Here is a 14,919-nt window from a genome sequence, read left to right as displayed (position 1 = left end):
TGCACACCCCCCCGGGCCCCGGCTGGCCCGGACAAAAGCGTAGAGCTTGCAATCGACACACAGGAGGAGCAGACAGGACATGGACGCAGAATTCTGGTTGGAACGCTGGCGCGAAGGGCGCACGCACTTTCATCAGACCCGGATTACGCCGCTCTTGCAGAAGTACTGGCCCACGTTGGCCGTACCGCAGGGTGGACGGGTACTGGTGCCGCTGTGCGGCAAATCGCTGGACATGGTGTGGCTGGCGGCGCAGGGGCACTCGGTGCTGGGCATCGAGCTTTCCCAGCTTGCGGTGGAACAGTTCTTCACCGAAAACGAGCTGCGGCCCGTCACGCATGAATCCGTCTACGGCAAGCACTACGTGGCGGGCAACATTGAAATCATCTGTGGCGACATCTTCAAGCTGGATTCGCAACTGCTGTCGCACTGCGTGGGCGCTTACGACCGCGCGGCGTTGGTCGCGCTGCCCGAAGACATGCGGGCAGACTACGTGCGTCACGTCTACGGGCAGCTATCGCCCGCCAGCCGGGGCCTGCTGATCACGCTGGACTATCCGCAGGAAGAGATGGCGGGGCCGCCATTCTCGGTGGTGGACAGCGAAGTGCAGGCCATCTTCACCGGGGTGGCCCCGGCCGTCATCATCGACCGCCGCGGCATCCTGGACAAGGAGCCCAAGTTCCAGAGCGCGGGCGTCAGCCGGCTGGATACCGTGGTGTACCGGCTGGGCGTGCAAGACGCCTGATCCCGGAACCCGGATGTGGCGGCGCGGTGCGAAGTGGGCGAAGGCCTTTCAGGTCATCAGCCAGCCGCCCGCCACATCCAGTACCTGGCCGGTAACGAAGCGGGCCTGATCGGACGCGAAGAACAGGCAGGCGTCGGCCACCTCTTCCGGGGTGCCCAGGCGGCGCAGCGCCGTCACCCGCGCCACGGCGTCGTTGATTTCCTGAGGCACGCTTTTCAGCAGCGGCGTACTGATGCGTCCGGGCGCCAGCCCATTGACCGTGACGTCGAACTCGCCCAGTTCGGCGGCCCAATGCCGGGTCAGGCCGATCAGCCCGGCCTTGGTGGCCGCGTAATGCGCCGCCACGATGTCGCAGTACGCCTTGCCCGCCACCGACGACATATTGATCACGCGCCCCTGGCGCTGCTTGACCATGTGCGGCGTGGCCAGGTGCGTCATGTAGAACACGCTGTTCAGGTTCACCGACACGACCTTATCCCATTCGCCCGGCGGCATCTCCCAGACCTTCAGCGCGCGGCCGTCGGTCTTGGGGGAAATGCCTACGTTGTTCACCAGGATCGTGGCCGCGCCCAGTTCGGCCGTGATGCGGTCGTAGGCGGCCTGGCACTGCTCGTAGTGCGCCACGTCGGCCGGCACGAACACCACGTCATGGCCGCGCTTTCTAAGCGCCTGTTCGTAGGCCGCGCCTGCCTGCGCATTGAAATCAATCAAGCCCACGCGCCCGCCTTCGGCCAGAAAGCCTTCGACGATGGCCGAGCCGATGCCGCCTACCGCGCCCGTCACGATGGCGACCTGGCCATCGAAGCGAGCCTTCATGTCTGCACTCATGCACCCACCTTCAACATGATCTTGCCGATGTGCTGGCTGCTTTCCATCAGGGCGTGCGCGCGGGGCGCATCCGCCAGCGGGAATACCTCGTGGATCAGCGGCAGGCATTGCCCTTGTTCCATCAGCGGCACCACCTTCGCGGCCAGCGCCTGGGCGATGGCGCCTTTGTCGTCATCGGAGCGCGGGCGCAGCGTGGACCCTGTGAATTGCAGCCGCTTGGTCATGATGGGCAGGGCATCGATTTCGGCCTTGCTGCCTTCCAGGAAAGCAATCTGCACCAGCCGCCCGTTCACGGCCAGCAGCTTGATGTTCTTGTTGATGTAAGACCCGCCCACCATATCCAGGATGACGTCCACGCCCACGCCTTGGGTAGCCTGGCGCACCTCGGCTTCGAAGTCGGTGTCGCGATACAGCACGGCGTGATGCGCGCCGGCTTTCAGGCAGGCCTCGGCCTTGGCGGCGTTGCCCACGGTGGTCCAGACTTCGGCGCCAAACGCGCGGGCCAATTGAATGGCGGTCAGCCCGATGCCGCTGGAGCCGCCATGCACCAGGAATTTTTCGCCGGACGCCAGGCGCGCGCGGTCGAACACATTGGTCCAGACCGTGAAGTAGTTTTCGGGAATGGCCGCGGCGGTCAGCAGGTCCATGCCGCGCGGCACGGGCAGGCAGTGGCGTTCGTCGGCCAGGCAATACTGGGCGTAGCCGCCACCGGGCGTCAGCGCGCAGACGGTGTCGCCCACCTTCCACGCGGTGACGTCGGGGCCGACGCCGATGATGGTGCCGGACACTTCCAGCCCCAGATACGGCGACGCGCCGGGCGGCGGCGGATACGAGCCCGAACGTTGCAGCACGTCGGGGCGGTTGACCCCGGCGTAGGCCACTTCGATCTGCACCTGCCGGCCGGTGGGGGCTTCCATGTCGCGTTGGGCAACCTGCATGCAATCAGGCGTGCCGCCCTTGCCATGGTCGATGAATGTGCAGCGTAGGGTCATAAGCGGAAGATCCTGGTTTCAATGGCCCAGATAGGCCTTCTTTACATGCGGGTCGCTAAGCAATTCGGCGCCCGTGCCGGTGCGCACGATGGCGCCGTTTTCCAGCACGTAGCCACGGTCGGCCAGGCGCAGGGTGCGGAATACGTTTTGCTCGACCAGCAGCACCGTCACGCCATGCGAGGTGACGTCGCGGATGATGTCGAACATCTGCTGCACCAGCAGGGGCGACAAGCCCAGCGACGGCTCGTCGAACACCAGCAGCTTCGGGTCGGCCATCATGCCGCGCGCGATGGCCACCATTTGCTGTTCACCGCCCGACAATGACCCGGCGTATTGCGACAGGCGTTCTTTCACGCGCGGGAAAATGCGCAGCACCTCGTCCATCTTCTGCTGCACGATGGGGCGCGCGGCGCGCTTGTATGAACCCATCAGCAGGTTGTCTTTCACCGTGAAGTGCGGAAACAGTTGGCGCCCTTCTGGAATCATCGTGATGCCGGCGTCCACGATGTCGTAGGGGTTGTGGTTGGTGAGGTCGCGGCCTTCGAATTCCACCTTGCCTTGCAGCGTGGGAATGACGCCGCACAGCGTTTTCAGGGTGGTGGTCTTGCCCGCCCCGTTCGCGCCGATCAGGGTCACGATTTCGCCCGCGTTGACCTCGAAGTTCAAGCCGTTCAGCACTTGGCTCTTGCCATAGCCCGACGTCAGATTCGACACCTTAAGCATCCTGGTACTCCTTGCCCAAATACGCCTCGATGACGGCGGGGTTCTCGACCACGTCCTTCGGCGCGCCGCTGACCAGCACGCCACCTTCGTTCAGGACGATGATGCGATCAGACAGTGCCATCGTGGCCTGCATCATGTGTTCGATCAGCAGCACCGACACGCCGGAATCGCGGATGCGCCGGATCATCTGGATGGACTTCTCGATGTCGGTCGGGTTCAGCCCAGCCATCACTTCGTCCAGCAGCAGGATGCGCGGCTTGATGGCCAGCGCGCGGGCGATTTCCAGACGCTTCATGCCGCCCACCGTCAGGCTGCGCGCCTCGGTGTTCAGGTACTTGGTCAAGTCCGTCTGCTCTGCCACCTTCAGCGCAATCTGCTCGGCCTCGTCACGGTTCGACGTGCGGATGAACGCGCCCAGCATGATGTTTTCCAACACCGTCAAGCCAGTGAAAGGCTTGGCGATCTGGAACGTGCGGCCCAGCCCCTTGTGCGCAAACTCGTCCGGCGTCTTGCAGGTGACCCAGTTGCCGTCCGCGTCCAGCATCGAAATATCGCCCTTGTCTGGCGACAGAAACCCGGACAGCAGGTTGAACACCGTGGTCTTGCCCGCGCCGTTCGGCCCGATCATGCCCAGGATTTCGTTCTGGTTCAGCGTCAGCGACACGTCGTTGGTGGCGCGCAGGCCGCCAAAGCTCTTGAACAGCTTGTCTGCCTTCAACACCGGCTGCTCGGAGCGGGTGGCGCTGTGCAGGCGCAGTTCGTCAGCCAATTGCCGCTTCTTGCGAGGCGTGCCCAGATACGGCAAGCGCGCCAGTCCGCGTTCGATGGCGGGGCCGAACGCACCGGCGAGCCCGCGCGGAATGGTCAGCACCACGGCCACCAGGATCAGGCCGTAGATCAGCCCGTGCATGCCGTTGCCCACGCTGGACAGCCAGCCGCGCGCCAGTTCCGCGATGGGCAGCACCAGGAAGGTGCCCGCGATGGGGCCGGCCACGGTGCCCAGGCCGCCGATCAACGCGAACATGGCCACCTGAATCGACAGTTCCAACGAGAACGCCGAGCTAGGGTCCACGAAGGTCAGGTAGGTGATGTGGAAGGTGCCGATGATGCTGGTCAGCATGGCGGACACCACGGCCGCGATGATCTTCACCCGCACGGTATGGATGCCCACGGCCAGCGCGGCGTCTTCGCGTTCGCGGATGGCGATCAGGTAATGGCCCAGGCGTGACTTGCGTATCGCCCACGACACCCAGGTCACGAACAGGAACAGCCCGAACGCGATGATCACGTAGTTGAGCTTTTCGCGGAACACAATCCACGCCCAGCCGATATTCAACGGCAGGCTGATGCCGCTGGAGCCGCCCGTCCAGCTTTCCTCGTGGATGACCAGCAGGCGCACCACTTCAAGAATGGCGATGGTGGCCAGCGCGAAGAACGGGCCGCGCAGCCGCAAGGTGGGATAGCTGATCAGGATGGCCACGGCCGCTGAAATCGCCGCGCCGGCCAGCATGCCGATCCACGGCGAGATGCCGAAGTTTTGCGTCAGCAGCGTGGCGGTGTAGCCGCCGATGCCGTAGAACACTGCATGGCCCAGCGAAAGCTGGCCCGCATAGCCGCCCACGATATTCCACGCCACGGACAGCGACGCGAAGACGAACAGCAAGACAAACAGGTTGGTCCAGAAAGGCGTGCCCATGATGACGGGCACGAGGAACATCACAATCAGCAGAATCAGGCTGACGTAGGCTTTGGGGCTTCGAAAGTCGGGAAACACGTCTCGCTCCTTGTGGCTCTGATCACTCTGTACCGACGCCGAACAGGCCGTTCGGTCGCAAGACAAGGATCAAGAGGAAGATCCCGAAATACACGACCTCTTTCAGGTCGGGGGCGATGTAATAACCGGCCAGCGTATCCACGATGCCGATGATCATGGAGCCGGCCACGGCGCCGTACAGGCTGCCCAGTCCGCCCAGCACCACGATCACGAAGGCGGTCAGCACGAAGTACGTGCCCACTGTCGGAAACACCGGATACTGCGGCGCCAGCAAGCCCGCCGCGATGCCGACAAACGCCGTGCCCAGGCCGAAGGCGATGGCGTAGACGTTGTTGACGTTCACGCCCATCAGCGTGGCGGCATAGCGATGCTGGGCCACCGCGCGCAGCGCACGGCCCAGATAGGTGCGATGCATGAACAGATGCAGCAATATCGCCAGGCTGATGCCGATGACGAAGGTGATCAGTTGGCCCGTCACCATCGAGAAATTGCCCACATCGATGGCGTTCGTGCCCAGCTCCACCGGCGCGCGATACACGTTGGCGCCGAAGATCACCAGCGCCAGGTTCAGCAAGATGGTGGACACGCCCACTGTGGCGAAAATCTGGATGTGCTGGTCGGCGTTCAACAGCGGCTGGATGATGCCCTTTTGCGTCAGCGCACCCAGCGCGAACAGAATCACCGCTACCGGCACCAGGCCCACATAAGGGTGGACGCCGAATTGCGCGGCAATCAAATAAACCAGGTACATGCCAACCATCAGGAACTCGCCATGCGCGAAGTTCACGACGCGCACGACGCCGAAGATCAACGTCAGCCCCAGGCTGATGATGGTGTATGCGCCGCCCAGCAACAGGCCGTTGATGACCAGTTGAATGAAAATATCCATGGTGCAACCTCTTAGAGCGGGACGCGGCCCCGGCGTGGCCGCTGTGAAGTCGGCCGCGCCGGGACGCGACAATCCCGGGAAACGTCAGGCGCCCCCGAGCGCCTGATCACTGGCGTCGCGCTTACTTCTTGAAGATGGGCTTGCCAAGTGCGAGGTTGCTGGGCGCAATGGTGACGAGCTTGCCGTCCTGCCACTGCATGACGTAGAACGTCGACGCGTTGTTCTGGCCGTCTTCGCCGAAGTCGAACGCCCAGCCGTTGGCCGTTTGGCCGGCCGGCTTCTTGTAGGCCAGGACAGCTTCGCGGATCTTGTCCTTGTCGGTGGACTTGGCGTTGCCGATGGCTTCGAAGAAGGCCTTGGCGCCCACGTAGTTCGTCAGGCTGTGGCCGGACTGGGGGTCACTCTTGTAGGTGGCTTTGTAGGCGGCCAGGAATTTATCCAGGCCCGGTGCGCCGGCCGGGTTGATGGACGATTGGGGAAAGTCCAGGTCGAACACGCCGTTCATGTCGGCGCCCACGGCCTTGGCCGTGTCGGCCAGGGAGTAGCCGCCGCCCGCGCCAATCACGACCTTGGGCTTGAAGCCCGCCGCGCGTGCCTGGCTGAAGTACAGGATGGCGTCGTTCTGGTAGGCCGTTTGCAGCACGACGTCGACCTTGGCGCCTTTCAAGCGCAGGATCAACGACGACAAGTCCACCGTCTTGGCCGAATAAGGCAGTACTTCGGCCACGGTGTAACCCAGTTCCTGCGCGCGTTTTTTCTCGGTGGCCGCCACGTCGGTGCCATACGGCCCGTCTTCGTGGATGATGCCGATCTTGATGTCCTTGGGGTTCAGGCCCATGCCCGGGGCGATGGTGTCATGCAGCGCGTTGACCACCGACACGCCGTACAGCGCCGTGTTGGGGTTGCTGCGGAACAGGTACTTGTAGCCGCGCGTGGTGATCTTGTGGGCGGTGGCGCCCAGTTCGAAATAGGGCACGCCGGCCAGTTCGGTTACGGGCGTGGCCGCGTACGAGATGCCCGACGCGTAGCTGCCGAACACGCCCACCACGTTGGACGAGATCAGGCGCTTGGTTTCCGACACGGCTTGCGTCGGGTCCACGGCGTCCGCCTTGATGAGTTCGATCTTTTCTCCGTTGACGCCGCCCGCGGCGTTGATTTCGTTGACGGCAAGCTCCAGCCCGCGATAGCTCTCTTGTCCCAGAAGCGCAAGCGCGCCGCTGAACGGGAAGAGGGCGCCCACTTTCATGTCGGCCGCCGCGGTGCCGCTTGCCAGTGCGCCGCACACGCCCAGCGCCAAAATAATCTTGTTGAACTTGAACACTGTCTACGCTCCTTTGTCGGTATGGGATGCGGACTGTTTTGAGTGTTGTCCGTCTTTTTTAAATATATGATATATGTGCCGGCCAGGTACAAAAACCCCGAATTGGATTCTAGTGGGGGCCGCTTCAAGCCGAATCGGGGAATTCCCTAAAGCCGCATGAATAAAGCCTTAGCGGCCGATAGTATGGGAAATAAAGCGCAAAATTCCGCCAGGCGGACGGTGCCCTTCCGGGGCTGTTGGTGCGCGTCATCATGCCAGAAAATATTGCGCTACGTCATATATCGTATATGATCAAACGCGCGCTTTTCCATAAGAACCAGGAGACAACAGCATGTTCGAGGAAGTCGATTTCGCCGGAAAACGGGTCTTGATCACCGCTGGCGCGGATGGTCTGGGCTTGGAAATGGCCAAGGTTTTCCGCCACGCCGGCGCAACGGTTTTCGTGTGCGATGTGAACGAGGCGCGCGTGGCCGCCATCCCGTCCGAACTGCCCGGCGTGCAGGCCATGGTGGCGGACGTGTCGGACGAAGACAGCGTGGGCGCGCTCTTTGCCGCCGTCAAGCAGAAACTGGGCGGGCTGGATATTCTGATCAACAACGCCGGCGTGGCGGGCCCGACGGGCTATGTCGAAACGCTATCGAAGGCCGATTGGGACCGCACCTTGGCCGTCAACATCACCGGCCAATTCCTGTGCGCGCGCCAGGCCATCCCCCTGCTGAAAGAATCCAAAGCCGGCGTGATGATCAACCTGTCGTCCGCCGCCGGCCATCTGGGCTTTGCCGGGCGCTCGGTGTATTCGGCGTCCAAGTGGGCGGTGATCGGATTCACCAAGTCGTTGGCCATCGAATTGGGTCCGCACGGGATCCGGGTGAACGCGATCTTGCCGGGCGCCGTCGAAGGCCCGCGCATCCGCGCCGTGATCGCCGCCAAGGCCAACACGCTGGGCCGTCCCGTGGATGAGATCGCCGCGCAGTACGAAGGCCAGGCCGTGCTGGGTCGCATGGTCACCGCGCGCGACATCGCCAACACGGTGTTGTTCAACGCCAGCGAGGCGGCCCGCAGCGTGACGGGCCAGGCGCTGGTGATCGACGGCTTTACGCAGAAGCTCTACTGATGGGCGCCGATTTCGCAGTCCAATCTGCTCCCCACACCGCCGCCATTATCGGAACGGGCCTGATCGGCCAGGGCTGGGCCATCGTGTTCGCCCGCCAGGGCTGGCAAGTGCGCCTGCACGACGTCAACGCAACCATGCTGGCCGAAGCCCGCGCGCTGATCTTGCAGCAATTGCGCGAGCTGCAAGCTCAGGGTTTGCTGACGGACGCCGACGCCATCATCGGCCGCGTCCACATTGCCGACAGCCTGGCCGATGCCGTCAAGGGCGCGTGCTACATCCAGGAAAATTCGCCCGAAAAGCTTGAGATCAAGCGTGCGCTGTTCTCGGCGTTGGATGCGGTGGCTGAGCCTGACGCCGTCATCGGCAGTTCCACGTCCAGCATTCCCGCCAGCCAGTTCACCGACCATCTGCCGGGCCGCCATCGCTGCCTGGTCGCGCATCCGGTCAACCCGCCGTATCTGATTCCCGTCGTGGAGCTTTGCCCCGCGCCGTGGACCAGTGCGGACGCGCTGCAACGCGCCAGCGACATCATGACGGCCATCGGGCAAAAGCCCGTGCGGCTGCGCCGTGAAATCGAAGGCTTCATCTTGAACCGCCTGCAAGGCGCCTTGCTGCACGAGGCCTTCCGGCTGGCCAAGGAAGGCATCGCCAGCGCCGAAGACATCGACACGACGGTCAAGGATGGCTTGGGATTGCGCTGGTCGTTCATGGGGCCGTTCGAAACCATCGACCTGAACGCGCCCGGCGGCATCGCGGACTATTGCGCGCGCTACGGCGGGCTGTACCAGTCCATTGGCGCGGACCAAACCGAATGCGTGGCCTGGGACGAACCGCTGGTGCAGGCGCTGGCGGACGAACGCCGCCGCTTGCTTCCGCAACAAGACCTTGCCAAGCGCCGCTTCTGGCGCGACGAAAAACTGATGCGCTTGATGCGCCACAAACAACAGGATGGAGACAAGCATGGCTAAGCCCAAACAGAAAGTCGTCATTACCTGCGCCGTGACGGGCGCGATCCACACGCCCAGCATGTCGCCGCACCTGCCGGTCACGGCCGACGAGATTGCCGACGCCGCCATCGGCGCGGCCCAGGCGGGCGCGGCCGTGCTGCACCTGCATGCGCGCGACCCCGAAACGGGCAAACCGTCGCAAGACCCGGCACTGTTCAAGCCGTTTCTTGAGCGCATCAAGAACGAGACCGACGCCATCATCAACATCACCACCGGCGGCAGCCCCCACATGACGGTGGAAGAGCGCATGCGCCCGGCCACGACGTTCAAGCCGGAGTTGGCGTCGCTGAACATGGGGTCGATGAACTTCGGTTTATTCCCGATGCTGGATCGCTTCAAAGAGCTGAAGCACGACTGGGAACGCGAACACCTGGAGAACAGCCGTTCGCTGATCTTCCGCAACACCTACCAGGACATTGAATCCATCCTGACGTTGGGCAACGCCAACGGCACGCGCTTTGAGTTCGAGTGCTACGACATCAGCCACCTCTACAACCTGGCGCATTTCGTTGACCGTGGGCTGGTCAAGTCGCCGCCCTTCATTCAATCCGTGTTCGGCATCCTGGGCGGCATTGGCCCGCACCCGGAAGACCTGATGCACATGAAGCGCACGGCCGACCGGCTGTTCGGCGACGATTACGAATGGTCCATTCTGGGCGCCGGCCGCAATCAAATGCCGCTGGCCACCATCGGTGCGGCGATGGGTTCTAACGTGCGGGTGGGGTTGGAAGATTCGCTGTGGATCGGGCCGGGTCAGTTGGCCGAGTCCAACCGCTTGCAGGTCGAACGCATCCGCACCATCGTCGAAGCGCTGAGCCTGGAAGTGGCCACGCCTGACGAAGCGCGCGCCAAGCTCGGCCTGAAAGGCCGGGACAACGTGGCGTTCTGAGTTGGAGTTCTGATCAGGCAGGCGCCTCGCCGCCGCGTTCAGGCGTGGCGGCGCAGCGCGTCGGCAAGCGTGGCGACATCCAGCGGGCGATCGAAGTTGGCGGCGTGGCGGGCGTTCAGCGTCAGTTCGGCCGCCAACGTCAAGTCCGCATCGCTGGGCATGTCGGCCGCGCCGAGTTCGCGCAGCGTGGTGGGCAGGCCGACCTGGGCGTACCACTGGGTCAAGTACGCCAACATGCCGTCGTTGCGCTGTTCCAGATCCAGTTGCACGAGCAGGCCGACCGCGACTTGCAAGCCATGCAGCGCGGTGGCCACGCCGCCGATCTTGGGTAGCCCGCGCGTCAGCGCATGCGCGATGGACAGGCCGCCGCTTTCAAAACCGAGACCGCTCATGAGGATCATCGCTTCCACCACGCGCTCGAAGGCGGGCGTGGGTTGGCCCGTGCCGGCAGCCGCCACGGCGTCCACGCCGTCGGCCAGCAGCGTGCGCAAGCAGCCGTCGGCGATCAGTTGCGCCGTCAGCAGCGGGGCGCCGTCGTACATGTTCTTGCCGCCGTTGCGCTGGCATTGCTCGGCTTCGAATTTCTTCGACACGGCGTCGCCCAGGCCGGCGCGGAAAAAATGCACGGGCGCGGTGGCGATGATGGCCGTATCCACCAGCACGATCGTGGGGTTGAACAACATGTGCTCCACCGCCAGGAGGCTGTGATGCGCGTCGTACAGCACGTAGTTCTTGCTGGTGGGCGCGTCGTTGGACGCCACCGTCGGCACCGTGATCAGGTGGCAGTGCGACGACTTCGCCACCGCCTTGCCCGCGTCCAGCGACTTGCCGCCGCCCACCGCGATTACGAAGTCGATGCCCGCGGAGTCGGCCTGCGCGCGCAGGTTGGCGATCAGCTCGGGCGTCAGGTCGCCTTCAACGATCAGTGGCGTCAGCGCCACGTGGTGCTCGGCGCACAGGGCTTCGATTCTTGGTCCCAGCACGCCATGGACGTAGCGGTCGATGACCAGCGCCGCGCGGCGCCCGAACAGGGCGGCGGTTTGGCCCAGGCTGTCCAGGGCGCCCGCGCCTTGTATGTAGCGGCCGGGCGCGCCAAAAATCTTCAGCATGACGTCTTCCTATTTGCGTGGCACGGGAGGGCGGTAGTCGAGCTCTTTTTCGCGTTCGACCAGCCAGTCGATCATGATCTTGCCGCCCCAGACCAGGTCGGCCTGAATGGCGTTGCGCGCGGCCTCGGAGTCGCGCGCTTCCAGCGCTTGCAACACGGCTTCGTGGCGGTGTTCGTTTTCGGAATAGTCCAGCCCGGCAGTCTTGACGTGGAACACCTTCAGGATGGGGCCGGTGATGACCCAGAACGATTCCACGGTGGCGCGCAAGATGGGTTTGTTGCTGGCTTCCAGGATGGCGAAGTGGAACTTGCGATTCAGGTAGCTGGCACGCTTGGGGTCGGTCGACGTGCAGGAAATGAAGTCCTTCTGCAGGGCGATCAGGTTGTCCAACTGTTTGCGCGTGATGTGCTGCGCGGCCTCGGCCGCGCCCATGCCTTCCAGATGGAAACGAATCTGCTGAATTTCACGCAGCTTTTCCGAATTCACGTAAGGCACGTAGACGGCCGTGGCCGCCTGCATTTCCAGGCCCTGTTCGCTGATAAGCCGGAAGATGGCTTCGCGCACGGGCGTGATCGACACGCCCATCTCTTGGGCCAATTCGCCAATGATCAGGCGTTCGCCGGGTTCGTACTGCCCATTGATCAGGGCATTGCGGATTTCGTTGTAGACCCTGACGGAGAGGTTCTCTTTCTTTACCGGTTTAAGGCTGGGCATGACGTTTCGGGCTTGCTGAAATGAAGGGAACGGGTTGAATCCGGGTGAATTCTAGCCCGCGATAGCCAATCCGAGCGCAATGGGTATATTATATATCATATATCCTAACGAAGAAAGGACGCGCCATGCGCCATCACCAGGAGGCCCCCACCGAGGGGGAGGTCGCGATGCTGCGGGAAAAGGCCCGCCACATCCGGCTGGAGACAATCAGGTTGATTGAAATTGCCAAGGTCGGGCATTACAGCTCGGTCTTTTCTTGCGCCGAAATATTCGCGTCGCTGTACTACGACGTGATGCGGCTGCGCCCGGGCGAGCCGCATTGGCCGGACCGCGACCGCTTCCTGATGGGCAAGGGCCACGCGGCGGTCGGCCTGTTTCCGGTGCTGGCCGACCACGGCTTCATTGACCACGCGCTGCTGGATGGCTATACCCGGCTGGGCAGCCCGCTGGGCGACCACCCCGACATGAGCAAGGTGCCGGGCGTCGATTTCAGCTCGGGTTCGATCGGGCACGCGCTGTCCAACGGCGTCGGCATGGCGATGGGCGGTCGCATAAGCCAGCGCGATTTCAATGTCTTCGTGATGCTGGGCGATGGCGAAATGCAGGAAGGCCAGGTGTGGGAAGCAGCGCTGTTTGCCGCGCACAACCGGCTGTCGCGCCTGGTGGCCATCATCGACCGCAACGGTTATCAGTTGGATGGCAAGGTGGATGACGTGATGGGCGTCGAATCGCTCAAGGAAAAGTGGCTGGCGTTCGGTTGGGAGGTGCATGAGGTGGACGGCCACAATCTGCACGACCTGACCGCGTTGCTGCGCCGCCTGCGCGCGGACGACGCGCGCGACAAGCCGGCTTGCGTGATCGCCAAGACCATCAAGGGCAAAGGCGTGTCCTACATGGAAACCGAGCCCGGCTGGCACCTGGGCTACCTGGCGCCGCAAGACGCGCAAAGCGCCGTCGACGAAATTCTTTCCCGCGAGATCTGAATGGCACAGGCACAAGTTCTTTCTTCTGACTCCTGGCAGTACCGCGCCCTGAACGCGGTCAACCCTGGGCTGTCGTATCTATCCGACGCGTTGATCGAATTGGCTCAGGCCGGGCACCCGGTCGTGGCGGGTTCGGCCGACCTGCAATATTCCAACGGCCTGAACCGCTTTGCGCAGGCCTACCCTGACCGCTACATCCAGTTCGGCATTTCAGAGCAGAACATGGTGTCGGCGGCAGCGGGCCTGGCCACCACCGGCATGATGCCGTTCGTGGCCACGTTCGCATCCTTTCTAGGCTTGTTGTGCTGCGAGCAGATCCGCATGGACGTGGCCTACACCAAGCTGCCCGTGCGCCTGATCGGCCACCACACCGGCATCAGCCTGGGGTTTTACGGCACCTCGCACCACGCCACCGAAGACATCTCCACCATGCGCGCGCTGGCGGGCCTGACGGTCGTGTCGCCCGCCGACGGCCCGCAACTGGCCTCGGCCATCAAGGCGTCGGTGAACTGGCCGGAACCGATCTACTTCCGCATCGGCCGTGGCCGCGACCCGCAGGTCTATGAAGACGGCGCGCCATTCGAATTCGGCCGTGCCATCGTGCATTCCCAAGGCAGCGACCTGAACATCATCGCCTGCGGCATCACCCTGCATGCCGCGCTAGCGGCCGCCGAGCAATTGCGTGAAGACGGCCTGTCGGTAGGCGTAATCGATATGCCCACCATCAAGCCCCTGGACCGCGACGCCGTGTTGACGGCCGCCGGCCAGGCGCGCTTGATGATGACGGTGGAAGAGCACAATGTGCTGGGCGGGCTGGGGTCGGCCGTGGCCGAAGTGCTGGCGGACGCCGGTACGGGCACGCGCTTGCGTCGCCACGGCATCTACGACGAATACAGCCTGATTGCACCGCCCACCACGCTCTACGCGCACTACAAACTGGACGCGGCCGGCATCGGTGAAGTGGCCCGCGAACTGCTCGCATCCTGAAGATAATGCTTGAAACCTTGGAGACCCCCATGAAGGAAATCACCGGCAACACCCGTCTGTTCGGCATCCTGGCCGACCCCATCCATCACGTGAAGACGCCGCAGCGCATGAACGAGCTGTTCGCGCAATTGGGCTACGACGGCGTCTGCGTGCCGTTTCACGCGCGGCCCGATAACCTGCCCGCCGTCGTCGAAGGCCTGCGCCGCCTGGAGAACCTGGGCGGCGTCATCGTCACCATGCCGCACAAGACCGCCATCCTGGAGCTGGTGGACGAGGTAACGCCGGTGGCGCAAAAGATCGGCGCGGCCAACGTCGTGCGCCGCGATGCCGACGGCAAGCTCACCGCCCATATGCTGGATGGCGAAGGCTTTGTGCGCGGTTTGCAGACCGCAGGGGTGGACCTGAAGGGAAAAAGCGCCTATCTGGCGGGCGCAGGCGGCGCGGCCAACGCGATCGGCTTTGCGCTGGTGCAGGCCGGCGTGTCGCGGCTGACCATCGCCAACCGCACACCCGCCAAGGCCGAAGACCTGAAGGCGCGCATTCTGTCGCTGCATCCCGAGGCCAACATCGCCGTCGGCACGCCAGACCCGTCGGGGCATGATCTTGTCGTCAACGGTACGTCGCTGGGCATGAAGGAAGGCGACGCGCTGCCGCTGGATACCGCACGCCTGACGCCCGACCAACTTGTCTGCGAAGTCATCATGCAGCCCAAGGACACCGCGCTGTTGCTGGCCGCGCAAGCGAAAGGCTGCAAGGTGCACTACGGCGCGCCGATGCTGGTTTGCCAGATTGCGCTGATGGCCGAGATGCTGGGCGTGGCGTCCGCCAAATAAGGCCGGGCAACTAA

At 63.6% G+C, this 14,919-nt stretch carries 15 protein-coding genes; 7 read left to right on the top strand and 8 right to left on the bottom strand.

Annotated features, from left to right (window positions below):
- The first annotated feature begins 79 nt into the window (after positions 1–79).
- Entirely contained in the window at positions 80–742 is a 663-nt protein-coding gene (locus M2361_RS12055) for a thiopurine S-methyltransferase (RefSeq protein WP_259249316.1), read from the top strand.
- Positions 743–790: 48 nt separating this feature from the next.
- On the opposite strand, the gene M2361_RS12050 is transcribed toward M2361_RS12055, so the two are convergent.
- The 6 genes from M2361_RS12050 to M2361_RS12025 all read right to left on the bottom strand — a co-directional run bounded on the left by M2361_RS12050 (position 791) and on the right by M2361_RS12025 (position 7,269).
- The gene (locus tag M2361_RS12050) at positions 791–1,558 is read right to left on the bottom strand and encodes an SDR family NAD(P)-dependent oxidoreductase (protein WP_259249315.1); all 768 of its coding nucleotides are present in this window, start codon (positions 1,556–1,558) and stop codon (positions 791–793) included.
- Between the two features lie 8 nt (positions 1,559–1,566).
- Positions 1,567–2,562, bottom strand: a complete 996-nt coding sequence (locus M2361_RS12045) for an NAD(P)H-quinone oxidoreductase (protein WP_259249314.1) — start codon at positions 2,560–2,562, stop codon at positions 1,567–1,569.
- 18 nt (positions 2,563–2,580) lie between these two features.
- Complete coding sequence (locus M2361_RS12040; protein WP_100854995.1) at positions 2,581–3,285, bottom strand: ABC transporter ATP-binding protein; 705 nt, start codon at positions 3,283–3,285, stop codon at positions 2,581–2,583.
- On the bottom strand, positions 3,278–5,059 hold the full coding sequence (locus M2361_RS12035; protein ID WP_259249313.1) for an ABC transporter permease subunit: 1,782 nt from the start codon (positions 5,057–5,059) through the stop codon (positions 3,278–3,280). The genes M2361_RS12040 and M2361_RS12035 overlap by 8 nt, the downstream gene beginning before the upstream one ends.
- A gap of 22 nt (positions 5,060–5,081) precedes the next feature.
- Positions 5,082–5,948 carry a branched-chain amino acid ABC transporter permease gene (locus M2361_RS12030; protein WP_100854997.1) on the bottom strand — a complete coding sequence of 289 codons (867 nt, stop codon included), beginning with the start codon at positions 5,946–5,948 and terminating at the stop codon, positions 5,082–5,084.
- Between the two features lie 121 nt (positions 5,949–6,069).
- A complete protein-coding gene (locus M2361_RS12025; protein WP_100854998.1) occupies positions 6,070–7,269 on the bottom strand; it encodes an ABC transporter substrate-binding protein in 1,200 nt (399 codons plus the stop codon).
- A 331-nt stretch (positions 7,270–7,600) separates the two neighbouring features.
- Here M2361_RS12025 and M2361_RS12020 point away from each other — a divergent pair, with 331 nt between their 5' ends.
- The 3 genes from M2361_RS12020 to M2361_RS12010 are packed head-to-tail and all read left to right on the top strand — an operon-like array spanning position 7,601 to position 10,279.
- Positions 7,601–8,383, top strand: a complete 783-nt coding sequence (locus M2361_RS12020; RefSeq protein ID WP_259249312.1) for an SDR family oxidoreductase — start codon at positions 7,601–7,603, stop codon at positions 8,381–8,383.
- Positions 8,383–9,351 carry a 3-hydroxyacyl-CoA dehydrogenase gene (locus tag M2361_RS12015; protein ID WP_259249311.1) on the top strand — a complete coding sequence of 323 codons (969 nt, stop codon included), beginning with the start codon at positions 8,383–8,385 and terminating at the stop codon, positions 9,349–9,351. Before M2361_RS12020 ends, M2361_RS12015 begins: the two co-directional genes overlap by 1 nt.
- Complete coding sequence (locus M2361_RS12010) at positions 9,344–10,279, top strand: 3-keto-5-aminohexanoate cleavage protein (RefSeq protein ID WP_259249310.1); 936 nt, start codon at positions 9,344–9,346, stop codon at positions 10,277–10,279. The genes M2361_RS12015 and M2361_RS12010 overlap by 8 nt, the downstream gene beginning before the upstream one ends.
- Positions 10,280–10,317: 38 nt before the next feature.
- Here the strand turns inward: M2361_RS12010 and M2361_RS12005 are convergent, their stop codons facing one another.
- Both M2361_RS12005 and M2361_RS12000 read right to left on the bottom strand, forming a co-directional pair.
- A complete protein-coding gene (locus M2361_RS12005; protein WP_259249309.1) occupies positions 10,318–11,388 on the bottom strand; it encodes a glycerol dehydrogenase in 1,071 nt (356 codons plus the stop codon).
- A gap of 9 nt (positions 11,389–11,397) precedes the next feature.
- Entirely contained in the window at positions 11,398–12,102 is a 705-nt protein-coding gene (locus M2361_RS12000) for a GntR family transcriptional regulator (RefSeq protein WP_100855003.1), read from the bottom strand.
- Between the two features lie 125 nt (positions 12,103–12,227).
- Between M2361_RS12000 and M2361_RS11995 the strand changes: the two genes are divergently transcribed.
- The 3 genes from M2361_RS11995 to M2361_RS11985 are packed head-to-tail and all read left to right on the top strand — an operon-like array spanning position 12,228 to position 14,905.
- Positions 12,228–13,085: a transketolase gene (locus tag M2361_RS11995; RefSeq protein ID WP_259249308.1), complete on the top strand. Its 858-nt coding sequence runs from the start codon at positions 12,228–12,230 to the stop codon at positions 13,083–13,085.
- On the top strand, positions 13,086–14,072 hold the full coding sequence (locus tag M2361_RS11990) for a transketolase family protein (protein ID WP_259249307.1): 987 nt from the start codon (positions 13,086–13,088) through the stop codon (positions 14,070–14,072).
- A 29-nt stretch (positions 14,073–14,101) separates the two neighbouring features.
- Positions 14,102–14,905, top strand: a complete 804-nt coding sequence (locus M2361_RS11985; protein WP_259249306.1) for a shikimate dehydrogenase — start codon at positions 14,102–14,104, stop codon at positions 14,903–14,905.
- The last annotated feature ends 14 nt before the right edge of the window (positions 14,906–14,919 follow it).

It is taken from the genome of Achromobacter sp. JUb104 (assembly GCF_024806975.1).
Classification (GTDB): domain Bacteria; phylum Pseudomonadota; class Gammaproteobacteria; order Burkholderiales; family Burkholderiaceae_B; genus Achromobacter; species Achromobacter spanius.
The sequence above is the reverse complement of the archived record's forward strand: the minus strand, read 5'-3'. Positions and strand labels throughout refer to the sequence as shown.